The 18,463-nt window shown below is 44.5% G+C and carries 19 protein-coding genes; 9 read left to right on the plus strand and 10 right to left on the minus strand.

Going from position 1 to position 18,463, the window contains the following annotated elements; all coding sequences use genetic code 11:
* Positions 1–159: 159 nt before the first annotated feature.
* The gene (hexR, locus tag JHD44_RS03280) at positions 160–1,023 is read right to left on the minus strand and encodes a transcriptional regulator HexR (RefSeq protein ID WP_133563632.1); all 864 of its coding nucleotides are present in this window, start codon (positions 1,021–1,023) and stop codon (positions 160–162) included.
* An 89-nt stretch (positions 1,024–1,112) separates the two neighbouring features.
* Between hexR and JHD44_RS03285 the strand changes: the two genes are divergently transcribed.
* Complete coding sequence (locus JHD44_RS03285) at positions 1,113–1,994, plus strand: phosphotransferase (protein WP_199461066.1); 882 nt, start codon at positions 1,113–1,115, stop codon at positions 1,992–1,994.
* Between the two features lie 2 nt (positions 1,995–1,996).
* Positions 1,997–2,680 (plus strand): uracil-DNA glycosylase, encoded by a 684-nt coding sequence (ung, locus tag JHD44_RS03290; protein ID WP_199461068.1) that lies wholly within the window; start codon positions 1,997–1,999, stop codon positions 2,678–2,680.
* A 68-nt stretch (positions 2,681–2,748) separates the two neighbouring features.
* On the opposite strand, the gene JHD44_RS03295 is transcribed toward ung, so the two are convergent.
* Positions 2,749–3,660 (minus strand): YgfZ/GcvT domain-containing protein, encoded by a 912-nt coding sequence (locus JHD44_RS03295; RefSeq protein WP_199461070.1) that lies wholly within the window; start codon positions 3,658–3,660, stop codon positions 2,749–2,751.
* 247 nt (positions 3,661–3,907) lie between these two features.
* Between JHD44_RS03295 and xylB the strand changes: the two genes are divergently transcribed.
* Positions 3,908–5,404 carry a xylulokinase gene (gene xylB, locus JHD44_RS03300; RefSeq protein ID WP_199461072.1) on the plus strand — a complete coding sequence of 499 codons (1,497 nt, stop codon included), beginning with the start codon at positions 3,908–3,910 and terminating at the stop codon, positions 5,402–5,404.
* 92 nt (positions 5,405–5,496) lie between these two features.
* On the opposite strand, the gene JHD44_RS03305 is transcribed toward xylB, so the two are convergent.
* From JHD44_RS03305 to JHD44_RS03335, 7 genes are all read right to left on the minus strand, one after another.
* The gene (locus JHD44_RS03305) at positions 5,497–6,390 is read right to left on the minus strand and encodes a helix-turn-helix domain-containing protein (protein WP_199461074.1); all 894 of its coding nucleotides are present in this window, start codon (positions 6,388–6,390) and stop codon (positions 5,497–5,499) included.
* A 174-nt stretch (positions 6,391–6,564) separates the two neighbouring features.
* Positions 6,565–7,995 carry a mannitol dehydrogenase family protein gene (locus JHD44_RS03310; RefSeq protein WP_199461076.1) on the minus strand — a complete coding sequence of 477 codons (1,431 nt, stop codon included), beginning with the start codon at positions 7,993–7,995 and terminating at the stop codon, positions 6,565–6,567.
* Positions 7,988–9,091, minus strand: coding sequence for an ABC transporter ATP-binding protein (locus tag JHD44_RS03315; RefSeq protein ID WP_199461078.1), 1,104 nt, complete (start codon positions 9,089–9,091; stop codon positions 7,988–7,990). Before JHD44_RS03315 ends, JHD44_RS03310 begins: the two co-directional genes overlap by 8 nt.
* 18 nt (positions 9,092–9,109) lie before the next feature.
* Positions 9,110–9,940 carry a carbohydrate ABC transporter permease gene (locus JHD44_RS03320; protein WP_199461080.1) on the minus strand — a complete coding sequence of 277 codons (831 nt, stop codon included), beginning with the start codon at positions 9,938–9,940 and terminating at the stop codon, positions 9,110–9,112.
* 10 nt (positions 9,941–9,950) lie between these two features.
* On the minus strand, positions 9,951–10,811 hold the full coding sequence (locus JHD44_RS03325) for a carbohydrate ABC transporter permease (protein WP_199461082.1): 861 nt from the start codon (positions 10,809–10,811) through the stop codon (positions 9,951–9,953).
* A 104-nt stretch (positions 10,812–10,915) separates the two neighbouring features.
* A complete protein-coding gene (locus tag JHD44_RS03330; RefSeq protein ID WP_199461084.1) occupies positions 10,916–12,223 on the minus strand; it encodes an ABC transporter substrate-binding protein in 1,308 nt (435 codons plus the stop codon).
* 417 nt (positions 12,224–12,640) lie between these two features.
* Positions 12,641–13,075 (minus strand): pseudoazurin, encoded by a 435-nt coding sequence (locus JHD44_RS03335; protein ID WP_199461086.1) that lies wholly within the window; start codon positions 13,073–13,075, stop codon positions 12,641–12,643.
* Positions 13,076–13,314: 239 nt separating this feature from the next.
* Between JHD44_RS03335 and JHD44_RS03340 the strand changes: the two genes are divergently transcribed.
* Entirely contained in the window at positions 13,315–13,599 is a 285-nt protein-coding gene (locus tag JHD44_RS03340; protein WP_199461088.1) for a succinate dehydrogenase assembly factor 2, read from the plus strand.
* Complete coding sequence (locus JHD44_RS03345) at positions 13,571–14,029, plus strand: protein YgfX (protein WP_199461090.1); 459 nt, start codon at positions 13,571–13,573, stop codon at positions 14,027–14,029. The genes JHD44_RS03340 and JHD44_RS03345 overlap by 29 nt, the downstream gene beginning before the upstream one ends.
* Here JHD44_RS03345 and nadB read toward each other — a convergent pair.
* Positions 13,962–15,596, minus strand: a complete 1,635-nt coding sequence (nadB, locus tag JHD44_RS03350) for an L-aspartate oxidase (RefSeq protein ID WP_199461091.1) — start codon at positions 15,594–15,596, stop codon at positions 13,962–13,964. The two genes, JHD44_RS03345 and nadB, sit on opposite strands and share 68 nt — an antisense overlap.
* 222 nt (positions 15,597–15,818) lie before the next feature.
* On the opposite strand from nadB, the gene rpoE reads away from it, so the two are divergent.
* From rpoE to JHD44_RS03370, 4 genes are read left to right on the plus strand one after another with little or no spacing between them, the layout of a single operon-like run.
* Positions 15,819–16,406, plus strand: coding sequence for an RNA polymerase sigma factor RpoE (rpoE, locus tag JHD44_RS03355; protein WP_233401703.1), 588 nt, complete (start codon positions 15,819–15,821; stop codon positions 16,404–16,406).
* Between the two features lie 2 nt (positions 16,407–16,408).
* Positions 16,409–17,059, plus strand: coding sequence for a hypothetical protein (locus tag JHD44_RS03360; RefSeq protein ID WP_199461095.1), 651 nt, complete (start codon positions 16,409–16,411; stop codon positions 17,057–17,059).
* Complete coding sequence (locus tag JHD44_RS03365) at positions 17,056–18,000, plus strand: MucB/RseB C-terminal domain-containing protein (protein WP_199461097.1); 945 nt, start codon at positions 17,056–17,058, stop codon at positions 17,998–18,000. Before JHD44_RS03360 ends, JHD44_RS03365 begins: the two co-directional genes overlap by 4 nt.
* Positions 17,993–18,460 (plus strand): SoxR reducing system RseC family protein, encoded by a 468-nt coding sequence (locus tag JHD44_RS03370; RefSeq protein ID WP_199461099.1) that lies wholly within the window; start codon positions 17,993–17,995, stop codon positions 18,458–18,460. Before JHD44_RS03365 ends, JHD44_RS03370 begins: the two co-directional genes overlap by 8 nt.
* Positions 18,461–18,463 lie beyond the last annotated feature (3 nt).

Below are 18,463 nucleotides of genomic sequence, written 5' to 3' on the forward strand. Positions count from 1 at the left end.
ATAACCATTACACAACCTGACCGGCGATTCTAAGAAGAGAGTGAGCAATTATCTTTCAAAATCCTCTGACAAAATATTGATATTCTCTTATTAAGGGGGAAGTGAGGGTTCTATAGTGGAACAAATAAGAAAGGCGCCGATTAGGCGCCTTTGAATACTTTAGTTATCCTGCTTCGGAAGGCGAGTATCTTGTACACTCAGTTTCAACTTGCGCAGATGCTCGTTGAATTCAGGGCCGCGTTTCAGCAGTACACCTGTTGCCAATGCATCGATCAGCGTGAGATACACGATACGTGAACTCATCGGTGTGTAGATGTCCGTATCTTCGGTTTCTTCGATCGGAAGCACAATAGAGCAGTGTTCCGTTAATGGTGAGCCGGGGTTAGTAATACCGACTACCGTTGCACCGGCTTCACGTGCAACCCGGGCTGTTTCGATCAATGGTAAGGTACGACCTGACAATGAAATCAGTACCACCGCATCGCCTGGATGAGTGCCCGCCGCCGCCATTCGTTGCACCAAAATATCGGTATAAGCGACAACTGGCATATTTAAGCGGAAGAACTTATGGTGCGCATCTTTAGCAACAGGACCTGATGCACCTAGGCCATAAAACTCGATACGGCGTGCTTGTGCTAAAACATCCACTACACGACTAATCAATGTCTCTGGAAGTAGTTCTTGCGCACGAGTAAGGTTGTTCTTTGCCGCCTCAAAAATCTTATGGGTAATGGCCCCAGGCGCATCGTCAGGTTCGACGTTAAGGTTCACATAAGGTGTTCCTTTCGCAAGGCTTTGTGCTAATGCGACTTTGAAGTCTGGAAAGCCGCTGCCAATTAAGCTGCGACAAAAACGGTTAACCGTTGGTTCACTAACCTCGGCACGCGCGGCAAGCTTCGCAATGCTGGAGTGAATAGTCGTTTTAGGGTCGGCTAAAATGGCTTCAGCAACCTTACGCTCAGATTTGCTCAGCGTACTCAGTTTTTCTTGGATTCTGCGAATAATGTCTTCGTGCTTATTCATTTATGTGCTTCAACAGTAAAATATTGACTCAAATTGGTATCAAGGACATTCTGACAGCGGTTTCCCCCTCTGGCAATAAGTGATTGAAAATGTATGCACTTTCTGAGTATTTGAAGCAAATGAACTCCATTTTACCGAAAGATGGCGAGTATGACTTAGTGCCTCTTGAGGAAGGGTTTTCTAACCAAACTTACTGTATTCGTTGGTGTAACCAGCCTCAGCTGGTGTTGCGCTTAACGCAAGAAAGCGATGAACTGTTTGGCGTGAACCGTGAGCTGGAATTTCATATCTGGCGGCAAGCAGCTCAACATGGATTAACCGCGAACATCGTTTGGCAGCAGCAATCGTGCGTGGTTAGTCAGTTTTTAGCGGGGCATACCTTTCCTTGGTCTGTCGTTCACCAAGACGCTACCTTAAAACCTATCTGTGAGGTGGTGCAGCATTTACATCAACAACCAAGCGTTTCTCAAGAATACTGTGTTTATGAGTTATTAGAGCGCTGGCTACAGGCCTTGTCTAAAGGGCATTGTGAACCGGATATAGTGGAACCTATAGAGCAAGTACAACGTTTCTATAGCACCTTAGCGAAGGCACCACGGCCAGATACATTGGTTCTTTGCCATAACGACTTGAACCCTAAAAACGTTATTCTCAAGTCCAATAGAGCTTGGCTTATTGATTGGGAATGCGCTGGGATGAGTGACCCTTTGTTTGACTTGGGGGTTTTGGCTCATGCGCATCACTTGAATTACGAACAACTCCAACAGGCTTATTCAATCATTATTGGTGGAGCCTTAGATGAAGAGCATTGCTACCGTATCGAATGCTATCGTCAAGCTTATGTTTTACGTGAGTTGGTCTGGCTGTTACTAAGGCAGTTAATAAGGGGAGCTCATGAATTGGATGGTGTGCAGTGGTATCATGCACTCTTAAATGATCCCATATTTAACCCTTATTTCAAAACTGAGTAACTATGAATCTTGCATCCGACTGGCAGGCACATTTGGCCGATGAATTTAACAAAGACTACATGCAGCGTTTGCGTGAATTTTTAGTGCAGGAAAAAGAAGCGCGAAAAGTGATTTTTCCTCACTCAAATGACTGCTTCAATGCTCTAAACGAAACCCCTTTTGAGCAAGTGAAAGTGGTTATTTTAGGGCAAGACCCTTACCACGGTCCAAATCAAGCTCATGGTCTGTCGTTCTCAGTGAAACCTGGTATCAAAACACCGCCATCTTTGATCAATATCTACAAAGAGCTTGAAGCTGACCTGAATATACCGATTGCCAATCATGGTTACCTGATCAATTGGGCACGACAAGGTGTGCTTCTGCTCAACAGTGTATTGACCGTTGAAGCATCAAAAGCTGGCTCACATCAGAATAAGGGCTGGGAAACTTTCACAGATCAAGTGATTCAATTAATCAACGAGCACCATCAAGGGGTGGTGTTTATGCTGTGGGGTTCTTACGCTCAGAAAAAAGGCCGTCATATTGATCGCTCTAAACACTGTATTCTAGAGAGCGTTCACCCATCGCCATTGTCGGCTTATCGTGGTTTCTTTGGCTGCGGCCATTTTTCAAAGGCGAATCAATACCTCGAAAGTATCGGTAAAGCACCAATTGATTGGAGTGCGCATTTACAGGTTGCGGAGTAAGCGCCTGAGACCCAAAAAAAAGCGCGCTTTGAATGTTCAAGCGCGCTTTTCTACTAAGCTAGGAAAAGCTAGTTGCCCAGCTCATAGGGTAGAGGCAGTAGGCTAATGTCGTAGCCTTCAACTGTGGCGCTACCAACCTCGCTTTGATCGATGTTTAGGATCAATTGCGCAACTTGTAGGTCCGCTAAAGGCGCGACATCAAATACTGACCCAATGACTTTGCCTTCTTCGTTCATCACATCCGCACCAACTTTCATTAGACCTATACAGGTACAAAGCGCTAGGTGTTTTTTTGACTTGCCACGGTATTTCATACGGGCAACGATTTCCTGTCCGGTATAGCAGCCTTTGGTAAAACTGATCCCGCCGTTGCGTTGCATATTGATCCATTGAGGTAGGATCTCTTCGAGGTGCTCTTTACCTAGCAGTGGTCGTGCGGCCAAAAGAGCCATCACCTTGTGAGCGGCTGGATCTTCTGCATCCGGAAGCTCTTCTGATGCTGGGGCAATCGTCAGTGTTTCTTGGTAATACGTATTGTTCAGTACCAATTGGCTGCAACCATCTTGATGACTGGTTGGGATCGCTAATTCATACTGCGTTTGTGGCTCAAGTGTGTCTGTTAGCGCAAACAAAGAGCTAACATGGTACTGAGTGCTGACATCCGAGAGCTCAGTTTTGAAAAATACGGCGTACTTTTTCAAATGGGCTAACAGTGTCTCGAGCACATCCCGCTTAACCGCCACTAAAAAAGAGTCGGCAGCGTTTTGTAAAATATAAAAGTTGGCAATGATGCGTCCTTTAGGCGTGCACACTGCACCGAATACACTGGTCTGTAAGTCAACAAGTTTTACGTCAGCGGTAGTCTGACCTTGTAACAATTTGAGGCTGTCAGGACCTTGAACAGAAATAACACCTAGGTCTTGAGTATGACTGTAGCTAGTAGCGGGAAGCGTTTCATTAAGAAGCGGCTCAATCTGCATAATGACCTCAGAGTGAAGAAGTGAATAGTCTATTGATTATGTGGGGCTGTATTGAGTGAAATCAATGCACTGATGTAGCAAATTATACCTCTATCCTAAAATCAAATTAAGTTGATGCATTTTGCGTTGGAGTTATACGAAAAATGCAGATTATTGATCAGCCATTGACTAAATTGCTTCAACTTCTGACACTCAATCAACACAAAACAATAACGATTCACTGCAATCATATTTGGCAGGTAAAAATATGTTCTTAGGGTTAGATTTAGGTACTTCAGGCTTAAAGGGCGTGATCATCAATGAAGAAGGTGTGGTTGTCGCGCAAGCTAATTACGCATTAACAGTTAGTGCCCCCCATCCAACTTGGTCAGAGCAGGCACCGGAAGACTGGTGGTTTGCCGTGGAGCAAGTATGTGAGCAATTATCCCAGCGAGTAAAACTTGAAAATGTTAAAGCGATCGGTTTGTCTGGTCAAATGCACGGAGCGACAGTGCTCGACCAACAAGGCCAAGTACTAAGGCCATGTATTTTGTGGAATGATGGTCGTAGCAAAATACAATGCGATGCGGTCATGGCTGCTCACCCAGAGCTTTTAGATTTGTCGGGAAACTTAGCCATGCCAGGTTTTACTTTACCTAAAATTCTATGGCTCAAAGAACATGAACCTGAAGTGTTCGATGCAATCGATAAAGTATTACTGCCAAAAGATTACTTGGTGTACCGCTTAACGGGCATCTTTTCAAGTGACTGTTCGGATGCTGCAGGTACGCTTTGGCTAAACCCTGAAACACGGCAGTGGGACGAACAGTTGCTTGCCATGACAGGATTGAAGCAGGCAAATATGCCCAACGTTCATGAAGGTCAACAAGTAATAGGTTGCTTAAATGCAGAGGTTGCCAAGCAATTGGGGTTAAATGAAATCCCAGTTGTGGCAGGGGCCGGAGATAATGCTGCTGGGGCTGTCGGTATGGGCGTGACGGAGCCAGGACAAGGCTTCGTTTCGCTTGGTACTTCTGGAGTGTATTTCGCTGTTTCTGAAGCCCATAATGCAAAACCAGAAAATACGGTCCATGCTTTTTGTCACGCTCTACCTAATCGTTGGCACCAAATGGGGGTAACGTTAAGCGCGGCAAACTCATTGTCATGGTTTGCAAATCTTGTGTCCAAGTCTGTTCCAGAGTTACTTGAGGAGCTAGAGCATAGCGCTATATCTAAGACATCAGTGATATTTCTTCCATATTTAAATGGTGAAAGAACGCCCATCAATGATCCACTTGCCTCTGGCCAATTTTTTGGTTTGGTCAACAGTACTCAAAGAGAGGAAATGACCTTAGCGGTGCTAGAGGGAATCGCTTTTTCGATTCTTGATTGTCAAAATGCTTTGGCGAGTGCTGGTACTACTGTCTCTGAATTATCGTTGATAGGAGGAGGGGCTCGGAGCGCATTATGGCGCCAAATTCTTGCCAACGTATTGGAGAAAGAATTAACTTACAGAGATGGTGGTGATGTTGGCCCTGGGCTTGGGGCGGCCCGATTAGCATTACTGGGTTACCGAGAACAAGAAGGGGAAGCAATTGAGGCGCTGATTAAAAAGTATTGTCAGCTTCCTGATGTTCTGGCTACGCACATACCAGTAGATAACACCTTCGATTATTACCGTGCTAAATACACTGTTTATCGTAACTTGTATCAACAAACTAAAACGTTAAATATCGAGCTAACAAAGCTTAGTATGAATCCATGATATGAAAAAACCGCCATCTATCAATATCAAATAGATGGCGGTAAAAGTTCCTCTAGGGCTATATCCATCGAGGAAAGGTGCATTTTCTAAAATTACTGGCCTTCAATACGTTTGTAGTATTGGGTACGGAAGTCTCTAGGCGTGACGCCTTTTAACTCATGAAAACGGCGGTTGAAGTTGGCTACATTGTTGAATCCAACTTGGAAACAAATGTTAGCGATTTGCTGATCCGTTTCGGTGAGTAAGCTGCATGCTCGGCTAATACGCATTCGATTTACAAATTCTGTAAAACGGTTACCGGTGGCTTTTTTAAAGAAACGGGAGAAATGGCTATCAGACATGCCGATTAAGCTGGCTACATCCGCAAGGGTAATATCGTTAGCATAATTCTTTGAAACATAATCAACTACCGTGTTGATCTTGCGTTGTAAGGTCTCACTGGATTTTAAGTCTATTTGTACGGTTGAAAGTAAGCGATAGTTTCGACTTTGAGACAGTTTGTGAAGTAAGGGGAGTGCATTGATAACGCGTTGCAAGCCCGAAGAATCTCGAACGTCTTCGAAAACCTGTTTGAGAAAATCGAATTCAAGATCAAAGAACTCTATCCCGGATTTTGCACGTTGTAGCATTGGCATAACTTCAGCCAATTCTGGAAATATTTTAGCGCCGTATTCAAAGGATTCATGGTCAAATCGGATGACCATATCTCGAATGGGGTAACTGGTATCGGTATCCTGACAAATCCAATTATGAGGCAGTCTTGGACCAGTCAGAATAAGTTGTCCTGGTTTGTAGTTACCTATGTAATCACCTACAAATACCTTGCCTTGCGATGCAACAATAAAATGTAGTTCATAGTCATCATGGGCATGCCAGCGAATTAGCTCGCTTGGATAGCCGTGCTCAAGATAGCGAATGGTTTCAATACCATCATCAACGAGCTCGTATTCGGGGGTGACCCTTTTTGTTATTGTTGTAGTAGACATAAATTGTACCAACTTCGATTCTGCCAGAATTGCAAACGGTTGAACTTCTCTGCAGCTGCTGAACTGGCTTATCGCAAGACGTTAATTCCATAGTCGCCTGCTCTAATTATTATGTGACAGAACACGTCTTATAGCGCCTGTTAAGAACAACAAAACAGGCGCTATTAATGTCAATTACGCATAACGTGATTGCATTGTGTGAATGGCTGCAGTGAGATCTTCAGTAAAAGAAGGGTATTCTGTAGGAATTTCCCCCCAAAGAAAACTATCTGATGCAAATGCAGCGATACCTTCGGCATCATTTGTAAAACTTTCTAGTGCTTCCATATTTGGTTCATGGTATGGAACAGATACGGTTCCTGCTCTAGACTTCTGAAGGTAAACAAACCAAGCTGCAATACCCTCAAGTGTTTTATTTGGTGTTCGGCCAATTTTGTAGCATCCTGCTAGTGATGGATAAACAAATATTGGGAATTTCGAGTACCCATCTGTACAGATGCGCTCGACTGTATCACCAATGTTTGCGTTGCTAAATCGACGAGCGATTATTTTGTGATAGGCAGCCAAATCGACAATTGACTCTCCAATAGCTGGAATAGAATCCTCTGTAATGAAGTCATCAAAATAATCACGTAGCTCATCATCACGCATGGCTTCATCAAAAAAGTGCATTCCTTTTAGCGCTGCTTGATATACCACATTTGTATGGCCTGCATTAAGGATTCGGATTTTTGCTTCTTCGTAGGCAACTACGTCGTCAACAAATTGAGCTTTTACCAAATCTAGTGCTGGCCTTTCAGCTGCAAAATTGTCTTGAATAACCCATTGAAGATAATCTTCACCCATCACAGTCAATTCATCATCAATGCCAAACTTCTCTTGTACGTCCTTGACATGAATAGGGCTTGGTTTAGGCGTGATACGGTCAACCATTGAGCAAGGGAACGTCACGTTTGCTTGGACCCAAGTCGCTAATTCAGTATCACCTTTTGCTGCTAAGAACTGCATTAAACCTGCTTCAAGCACTTCGCCGTTATGGCGCAAGTTATCACAGCAAAGCAAAGTAATTTTGGCATTAGATGTCTGGCTACGTAGCTTTAAACCTGCGTATAGGAACGCGTAAATAGTATTTCGTCCCCCAGCAATGTCAGCGTCAATTGCTTCGTGATCAAGCATTAACTGACGGTTTTCATCTAAATAGTAACCACCTTCAGTAACGGTAGAAGTAACCAATTTAATATTCTCACCGGCCATGGTCTCATCAACCAATTCAGGTGTTTTTGCACCATCTATTTGACCAATGATGGCACGAATTTGTTCATACTCCACATTACCCTCAGGATCCATGGTCTTTAGAACATATTCGCCGTTTTGTTCACTAAAACGCTCGAAGGCCTTGGAGTCGTGAGGGCGAAGGTTAACACCCACAACCCCCCAGTTCTTACCTTCTGGTGTCTCGAGTAAACGGTCGAAGTAAACCGCTTGATGAGCGCGGTGAAATGCACCTACGCCAAGATGCATCACTCCGGCCTGAATGTCTGAGCGATCATAGTTGCGAACCAATAATTGGTCCGCATTACGAGTGGCGTTTAATGTATTACTCATGGCTTGCATCCTCAGCGATAACCGAAAATACGCGATCGTTTTCGTTGAACAAGATAACTTCTTCGCGATCAACATTGATGTGAACTTCTTCACCATCTTTGATAGTTGTGCGAGCCGAAGCTTTAACAATAACAGTTTGACCGTTGGCCAAGCGAATGTGGGTGTAAGCTTCAGAGCCTAAGTGTTCAATTAGCTCAACTTTACCGATTAGATCACCACCCGCTTCAACGATATGCATATGCTCAGGACGTACACCCATCACAACTTTATCTGGAAGAGGGCCATGAGTTCTGGCAACAGGGAAGTCGATACTAGCGTTCAACAATTTGAGGTGCAGAGTGTCCGCTTCACGAACGACATTATCTAGCTCAATTAGGTTCATCTTAGGAGTACCGATGAATTCTGCAACGAAGCGACTGTTCGGTGAACGGTATAGTTCAAGTGGAGTACCTACTTGCTCAATCTGTCCAGCGTTCAATATAACAACACGATCGGCTAGCGTCATCGCTTCTACTTGGTCGTGAGTTACATAAATCATTGTTGTACCAAGTTTTTTATGCAAGCGAGCTAACTCTAAGCGCATTTGTACACGTAGCGCTGCATCCAAGTTTGATAGAGGTTCGTCAAAGAGGAATACCTTTGGTTGACGAACAATCGCACGACCAATCGCAACACGTTGACGCTGACCACCAGACAGTTCCTTCGGCTTACGCTCTAGAAGCTTATCAAGCTGAAGTGATGCTGAAACAGACTTCACCTTTTCATCAATAACACTTTGTTCTTCCTTTGCTAGACGCAATGCAAAACTAAGGTTATCAGCCACACTCATGTGCGGGTACAAAGCGTAAGACTGGAACACCATTGCAAGGTCACGCTTTGAAGAGGACAGCTCGGTGATATCACGGCCATCAAGTTCAATCGTTCCACCTGTGCTAGATTCCAAACCAGCAATAGTACGAAGAAGAGTTGACTTACCACAGCCTGATGGACCTACGAATACAATAAATTCGCCTTCATCAATTGCTAAGTTAATGCCGCGCAGTGCGTGGTAGTTGTCATAGTGTTTTTGTAATTCTGTTATGTTTAAGTAAGCCATTCTTATTATTCCTATAAACTATTTCACTGCGCCGAATGTTAGGCCTTGTACCAATTGTTTCTGACAGAACCAGCCAAAAATCACGATTGGGGCACAAGCAAGAGTTGATGCGGCAGATAATTTTGCCCAGAACAAGCCTTCAGGGCTTGAGTATGAAGCAATCATTGCTGTCAATGGAGCTGCTTCTGATGCTGTTAAGTTCAATGACCAAAATGCTTCATTCCAGCACAATACGATGGACAGTAAGCCTGTTGATGCAATACCACCAACTGAAAGTGGAAGTACAACCTTAATCATTTCATCCCAAGGTGTAGCGCCATCCATACGTGCTGCTTCAAGAATCTCTTTTGGCAGATCTTTAAAGTATGAGAACAGCATCCAAACGATGATTGGAAGATTCATTAGGGTAAAGATAATCACCAAGCCAAGTTTTGAATCTAACAGACCGTAGTCACGAGATAGAATGTAAATAGGAACCAATACCCCTACTGCCGGTAGCATCTTAGTTGATAGCATCCAAAGTAAAATATCTTTGGTTTTCTTGCCTGGGAAAAAAGCCATTGAGTAGGCAGCAGGAATCGCAATGATTAATGCAAGGATCGTAGCGCCAAAAGATGTTACGACGGAGTTCCACGCATGTTTCAAATAGTCACTACGCTCTTGTACAAGTGAGAAGTTCTCAAAAGTTGGTTCAAAGAACAACTGTGGTGGTACAGAAATCGCTTGTAGCTCAGTTTTAAACGACGTAATGAACATCCAAAAGATCGGAAAGAATAATAGTAGAGCAACCGTCCACGAGGCTAAGCCTACTAAGATGGTTTTAAGTTTTCTTTGCTGAGTTAAAGTCATGATCGTCCCCTTACACTGTTAGATTTTTGCCGACAGCGCGGATTAAGAAGAACGCTACGATGTTAGCTAGTAGCACTGCGAATAAACCACCAGCAGATGCAACACCTACGTCGTATTGTAGTAATGCTTGGTTGTAAATTAAGTATGCAAGGTTAGTACTGTCATAACCTGGTCCACCACCAGTGGAGACATAGATTTCAGCAAATACAGCCAGTAAGAAGATTGTTTCAATCATTACTACTACGGCAATCGGACGAGCTAAGTGAGGCACGGTTAAGTAGCGGAAAATGTGCCATCCATTTGCACCATCCATTTGAGCGGCCTCTTTTTGCTCTGTATCCTGAGATTGAAGAGCTGTCACAAATACCAAGATAGCAAATGGTAGCCATTGCCAACTCACCATAATAATGATCGACATTAGAGGGTAGTCAGACAACCAGTCGATGGGTTCTAGACCTAAAGAGTTAGAGATCCACGCAAAAATGCCATACACAGGGTTCATCATCATGTTTTTCCAGATCAGTGCGTTGACTGTTGGCATAATGAAGAAAGGTGAAATGAGCAAGACACGGACAATATTTCGTCCAAAAAACGGCTTGTCAATCAAAGCTGATAGCGCAACACCCAGCACAACGGTGATGACAAGTACTGAAATCAACAAAATGAGTGTATTGGAGACAGCAATCCAGAATCCTGGATCGGTTACAAAGAACTCAAAGTTCATCCAACCAACAAAGTTATTACGTCCTGGGTAGAGCAGGTTGTAATTGATGGTTGAGAAGTAGATAGTCATTGATAATGGCACTATCATCCATGCCAACAGTAAAACAACTGAGGGCGCCATTAACAAGCGAGTGATGGAACGCTTCATGGGATTTTCTCTCGTGATTAGCTTTTAGCGCGTCTCTCGACGATTATTAAGGGCTAGAAAGTGGGGCATAGCCCCACTCCTAGCGATAACGCTTAGAACGTTATTTAGTAGTAACCAGCTTGGCGCATCTGACGATCCGCAGAACGGTTAGCTGATTCTAGAGCTTTATCAACCGGTAGACTTCCAGCTAGAGCGCCAGAAACCATTTGTCCTGTTGTTGTACCAATTGCTTGGAACTCTGGAATGGCAGCAAACTGAACGCCTACGTATGGTGAAGGTTGAAGCGTACTGTCATTTGGGTTAGCAGAGTTAATTGCTTTAAGCTCTGCGTCTGCAAATACAGCGGCTTTTGTGAACTCAGGGTTTTCATAAGTGGATGTACGAGTACCTGTTGGTACTGCGCCCCAACCATTATGATCAGCCACTAACTTGATGTATTCCTTGGACGTTGCCCAGCGAACAAACGTTTGTGCTGCTTCAGCATTTTTAGTTGCTGCAGGGATACCTAGGGCCCAAGACCACAACCAGTTTGCACCTTTCTCAGTCACTGCGTATGGTGATTGAGCAAAGCCGACTTTGTCAGCAACTTTTGATTGCTTTGGATCGGTTACGAAAGAAGCTGCGATCGTGGCATCAATCCACATACCACATTTGCCTTCGTTGAACAGCGCCAAGTTTTCGTTGAAGCTGTTACCACTTGCACCTGGAGGTCCGTATTTGTTTAGCAGGTCAACGTAGAAGTTAACTGCATTTTTCCACTCGTCACTTGTCAACTGTGGTTTCCAATCCATATCAAACCAGCGTGCTCCGAAAGAGTTTGCCATTGCAGATAGGAAGGCCATGTTGTCACCCCAGCCTGCTTTACCACGTAGACAAATACCGTACACGCCGTTTTCTGGATCGTTCATTGCAGCCGCAGCATCACGAATGTGTTCCCAGCTATCACGGTCACCAATCGTTACACCTGCTTTTTCAGCCAGGTCTTTACGATACATAACCATTGAGCTTTCACCATAGAATGGTGCAGCGTACATAGTGCCATTGTAAGACAGACCACCACGAATAGATGGAAGAATATCTTCAACGTCGTAATCACCACTTGTATCAACTGGCTCTAACCAACCACGCTCACCCCAAATCGGAGCCTCATACATACCGATAGTCATTACATCGTACAAGCCACTGCCGTTAGCAATGTCTTGAGTAACGTTTTGACGTAGTACACCTTCTTCAAGTGTGACCCACTTTAGTTTGATGTCAGGGTATTGTTTCTCGAATTCAGGAGAAAGTTTTTGCATTTCGATCATGTGACCGTTGTTCACAGTCGCGATCGTGATTTGAGTTTCTGCGAATGCATTGAAGGCAGCTAGAGAGACAGCGCAAGCGATGGCTGTTTTGGTAAGACTTTTCATAGGTTCTCCCATTTGGGTAAGTTTCTTTTTATTGTCGCACCTAGTGACTTGAACATAATTGAATCAAGCCAAGTAAATATAGACCAACTTCGAATTGACTAACTAGTACATAAATAGTGACTATTTGTACTTTTTTGTTTGTTTATATGAATTTTGATTAAAAATGCAGTCAAAATAATACTCTTTTGACTTTGCTTTATTTGATTGCTAAATAAGCAAAACCTAAAGAGGCTGTGGCTCTAGAAGAGCGAGGAACGCTCTTCTTTCATGAAGAATAGACGATGTTATCTATTTTTCGTTGGTAATTTGAAAAATATGCAAAAAAAATGATTGGTACAAAAAAGTATCATCTACTAGATAGGTTTTTTCTAAATATGCTTGCAAACTTCTTAGAGGAACATCGATAAATAGGCGTTTTTATTGGTTTAAAGCATACGCTTTGACTTCGTTAAAGCGACGTTTGGCTTGCTTGGGGAGTGTTTTGGGAATCTTAAACTGCGTGATATCGCCTTCGCCTGCCTGAATGATCATGACCATTCCCATGGTTAAATGTGGGGCGCATTCTATACCGTAGAAGCCTTTTTTATTGATGATCATGGTGATGGGTTTGCCTATGTCTCCGCGATAGCGATTTGCGCCAGTTGGGATCATATAATTGATGGTGACGGCATTATGTCCTGGTGTGGTGGGTTCAAATGTTACGGTGTCACCTACTTGAACTTTCAGAAAGCTTGGCTCAAATGACATGTAGCCCCACTCGCTTTGATTGAGCATTCTGACCGTGTGCTCGGCGGCGTAAGTGGCCATTGTTGCGGATGTTAGAAGCATGACGATGATCAGTTTTTTTAACATGACATTCCTTACCTGTAGTGGTGTTGTGGGCGCAGGGTAACGAGCTTGGTGACGGACTTTCTATTTGTACTTACGAAGCCTTTAAGTCGATCATTTTTCTGGGGGTACATTATCTTAGACTTAACTTTCCTACAATCGTGGCAGATAAAGGTCAACATTGCGGTATTTTGCCATGATGGTGAGTTGCCGACACTCAGTGAACCGCTATAATGGCGCGTACTTATTGGGGAGTACCAATCATGACAGATAAAATCGAATCAAAAGACTCTGCGGGTTTTAAGCGATTGAAATGGCAATGTCGCCGCGGCATGCTGGAGTTAGATGTGTTGTTTGAGCCGTTTTTGGATGAAGTGTTTCTAACACTGGATGACGAAGACAAACAGCGTTTTTATAAGCTAATCGAATGTGAGGACCAAGAGATCTTCCCTTGGTTTATGCAGAAGGAAGTGCCAGAAGATCCTGATTTAGCCCGCATCGTTCACTTGATTGTTAATCGTGTACAGCCTGAAAACTATAGCGCTTAAACATTCGCGACTTGGCTTTGTATCAAGCTTGGTTGGGTTGCTGTCAGCAGGACTTTTGATCGTCCTGCTACAGTGGTCTGTAGTGTGGCAAAGCGTTGGTTTTCTGGCTTTGTTCACCTTTTTTGTTTACACACGTATTGCGCCGCTGCCGACGCTTGAAGTGTTGAAAGAAGGTGTTCAATGGCAAAGCTCCCAATGTCAGGTCAATGCCACATTGTTGTATTTAAATGAGTATTGGATGATGCTTGTTTTGCATCCTAAACCAAACTCTTCACTATGGCAGCGTTTGATTATTTTCTGCATCAAGTATCAATTAATTTATCGGGACCAATTTGATGAGCCCGAATATCGCTTATTGCGTTCTAAGCTTTTCGTTCAAAAGCTGCTTGATTCGCCAGCTCAGAAGAACGAATCCGAGGCTTTAAAATAGTGGGTTCTGACTGTTTTAGCTTTTCAGGATAGTCCAATGTGAAATGTAATCCACGACTCTCTTTTCGGGCCATGGCCGACTGGATAATCAAATCCGCTACCACTGCCAAGTTACGCAGTTCAAGTAAATCCGCCGTCACACGATAATTCGAATAAAACTCGTCAATTTCAGACAGTAGCAAATCTACTCTGTGCTTCGCACGAAGCAGACGCTTGTTTGTTCTCACAATGCCTACGTAATCCCACATAAAACGTCTTAGCTCATGCCAGTTGTGAGTGATGACCACATCTTCATCCGAGTTGGTGACTTTGGAAGCGTCCCAGTCAGGAATTTGGTAAGAGTCTCTTAGAGCATTGTCGGACAAAATTTGTTGTGCGGCCGATCGTGCGTAAACAATGCATTCCAACAAAGAATTGCTAGCGAGACGGTTCGCTCCGTGAAGCCCCGTGTAGGAAGTTTCACCAATGGCATACAGGTCTTTTACGTCCGTTGCACCAAATTGATCTACGACCACGCCACCGCAAGTGTAGTGAGCCGCTGGTACCACTGGGATAGGGCCTTTAGTCATATCATGCCCGAAGCTCAAGCAGCGTTTATAAATAGTAGGGAAGTGTTCTTTGATGAACTCTGGATCTTTATGAGAGATATCCAGCAAGACGTGTTTGACCCCTAAACGTTTCATCTCATGGTCAATGGCACGGGCAACGATGTCCCGTGGCGCAAGTTCCCCGCGCTCATCAAAATTGAACATGAAACGTGTGCCGTCAGGGAGCAACAGGCGACCGCCTTCTCCTCGTACCGCTTCAGAAATCAGAAATGTTTTAGCTTTAGCATCGTATAAGCATGTTGGGTGGAATTGATTGAACTCCATATTGCCCACTCGACAGCCTGCACGCCATGCCATAGCAATACCATCACCAGAGGCGGTGTCTGGGTTACTGGTGTACAAATACACTTTACTGCTGCCACCTGTGGCTAATGCTACACGTTGAGCATGGAATACTTCCACTTCCTCGGAAGATTGATTTAATGCATATAGGCCAATGACGCGATTCTCACCCGATAGCCCTAGCTTTTGAGTGGTGATCAAATCCACGGCAACGCGATCGGGGTAAAAATGGATATTCTCATGAGCCAAGGCATTTTTGACCAAAGTTTCTGAGATCGCTAATCCTGTTGCGTCCGCTGCGTGGATAATACGACGATGGCTGTGGCCACCTTCTTTGGTTAAATGGTAGCTGTCATCGTCGCCATAGCGAGTAAAAGGTACACCTTGGTCGATCAGCCAGTCGATACTTTCTTTGGAATGTTCGACGGTGAAGCGAATGGCTTCTTGGTCGCCTAATTCTGCTCCTGCAACGATGGTATCTTGAACATGGGAGTCTACCGTGTCTTTTTCTGACAACACAGCGGCAACGCCGCCTTGAGCGTAAAGTGTCGAGCCTTCAGCGATATCTCCTTTTGTTAAAATGGCGACGTTGTGTTCATTGGCAAGCTCTAAGGCAAGAGTAAGGCCCGCTGCACCGGCGCCGATAATAACGATATCGTGATGAATATGTTGGCTCATGTTGTTGTTCTGGCTAGTGATAAACGAGCTAATCTTACACTTCTTTGTCACACCAATGAATACCTTGACTCGAATCAAGAGTCTTAGCGAGAGCAAAGTAAATCGCTTACAATGCTTTTTATACATTACGAAGTTATTCTTCGTGGAACTCTAGTAGTACAACGCTGTCCATATATTCATCAATAGGTTGGGCACAGTATGTTAAAGAATTATGAGGTGCCTATGCAGCACGAAACGTCCACAGATGAGGCGTTAGTTCAGCGAGTTCAAGCGGGTGATAAGCGTGCATTTGACTTGTTAGTGTTGAAGTATCAACACAAAGTTGCCGCGTTAGTCTCCCGTTATATTCAGGACAAGCAAGAAGTGCTGGATGTGGCGCAAGAAAGTTTTATTAAAGCGTATCGAGCAATTGATAGCTTCCGAGGGGAGAGTGCGTTCTATACATGGTTGTATCGGATTGCAGTTAATACGGCAAAGAACTATCTCGTCAGTCGATCAAGGCGCCCCCCCGCCAGTGACGTAGAGCTGGATAATGAAGACGTTCACGCGGTTTACAGCGAGCTGTCTGATGGCGGCACGCCTGATGCCAACTTAAACAGAGATCGCTTAGAAGTTGAGATTCAAAACGCGATTCAAGATTTACCCGAAGAACTGCGAGGCGCACTGACTTTAAGAGAGTTTGATGGTCTGAGTTACGAGGATATTGCCCAGGTCATGGATTGCCCTGTTGGTACGGTTAGGTCGCGTATTTTTCGCGCCCGTGAAGCAGTGGAAAAACGAATTCGCCCTATTTTTGGGGGAGGAGAGTAGTCATGTCAAAATTCTATGACAAGCACGGCTCTAGCAGTGACGACAGTCTATCCGCATTTCTAGACAACGAAGCGACCCAAGCTGATATAGACAAGCTGCTGGCCAGCGACCCGATGTATCTGGCACATAAAGTCGACTGCTATCAAGACATTCATCAAGCGTTACAACCTGATACAGAGGTGTTGATCTCGGACTCTGGTGACTTTCTAGCGCAAATGCACCGTAAAATGGAGCAAATCACGCAAGAGAGCAATGTTGTGGTGTTTCCTAATCAAGGTGCATTAGCGACGAAGCCGGAAAAGCTTGAGCAACTCCACCTACCAAATTTGGAAAACAATGCAGCGCATACGAAGCGTGCGTTTTTCTCCGGTTTGGCTGTGGCGGCCAGTGTGGCTTTTGTCGTGGTGTTGGGAGGCAATGCTTTGCTGAATGATGATCAAAGTTTCACCAGCAACAATATTGTAACGGCTCAAAATAGCACGATTAAGCCGGCACAGCCGTTAACGGCATTGAGCGCAGAAGAAGCATTAGAAAACAATGCACGTCTGCAGAACTACTTGCGACAGCATGCGCAACAAGCCTCGATGACGGTTGGCCAAGGCATGATTCCAATGGCCAAAGTGGTTGGCTACCCACAAGGGTCTGATCAATGATACGCGCTTTTCTCCTGACAGCTCTGCTGAGTTTAAGTGGAGTGGTATCCGCTCACTCTGGTGTAGAGTGGCTCCTGCGGATGACGGAATCGTTTGATACGTTGGCTTATGATGGCGTGTTTGTGCATCAAGAAGCGGGCGCAATGAACTCTATGAGAGTGCGTAGAGGGTTGATAGGTGGTGTGGAATACGAAAGTCTTGAAGACCTTGACGGACGACGTATTGCTGTGATCCGTGCGGACGACAGTGTTATTTGTGTTTTCCCTGATAAAGAAGACTACGTCGCTGGTTTCGTTCCAAATGAGCCGTTTAAACGCTTCCAACAATTAGATAAGGAACGCTTAGAGCAGGTTTATGACATCAGTGTGGTTGATAAAGATCAGCGCATTGCTTCTCGTGATGCTGTGAAAGTCGCCTTAACGCCAAAAGATGAGTTTCGTTATGCTCACCGTTTTTGGATCGACAAGGAAAATGGCTTTCTCTTAAAGCATGATGTACTGGGACCTTCGGAGGCATTGTTAGAGCGTATTCAATTTACCTCAGTAACGTTTACTCCAGACTTGAAAGCGTCCGACTTCACCCCCAATGATGAGTCTTATACGCAGCACTTTACCGAAGTTGAGCCGACGATAGTTGAGCGCAACTGGCATTTTGATTGGTTACCAGCAGGGTTCAGTTTGGTTTGGCAAGACGCGCGTCGCTTGAATGACAACACAAAAATGCTGTTATTATCCGATGGAATGAGCACAGTATCCGTGTTTGTTGAGCAGACAGATAAGAAGCGCTCGGAAACTTTCATGAATTTAGGCGCGACCATAGCGGGTGAGAAAAGTATTCAAGTGAATGACAAGCTTTACTTGTTAACAATGGTAGGTGAAGTGCCAGCGCAAACTTTACAACGCTTAATGGCTGTGATCATGCCAGGATCTAGTAATGATTGAAGAGCAAGGTATCGTACTGTCGATACATGACCGGATTGCCGAGGTCGAAACCATCCGTACCAGTAGCTGCGACAGCTGTCGAGCTCGTCACGGGTGTGGCCACCGAGCGATCGCTAAAGTTTCGAACAGTAATCGAATGCTAATGAAAGCCATTGCTCCAGAAGGCCTTGAAGTGGGCCAGAATGTGGTGGTGGGCATTCCTGAAGATACGTTATTACAGGCTTCTTTATATATGTACGCCGTCCCGCTAGTTGGCTTGGTATTGGGGGCGGCATTACCGTCAGTTTTTACGGAACAAACGCTTTTTTCGATTGTCGGAGCGATAAGTGGATTTGCAGGAGGGCTTTGGGTGGCTAAACGGAAGTCAGCACAAGAAGCCAGCAATCCTGATTTTTATCCGCGAGTTTTGAGAATCAATAAAACACAGGTGCAAACCATTCCCGTGGTTCACGACGCCTGAAAT

The sequence above is a fragment of the Marinomonas ostreistagni genome, from assembly GCF_016461785.1.
Classification (GTDB): Bacteria; Pseudomonadota; Gammaproteobacteria; order Pseudomonadales; family Marinomonadaceae; genus Marinomonas; species Marinomonas ostreistagni_A.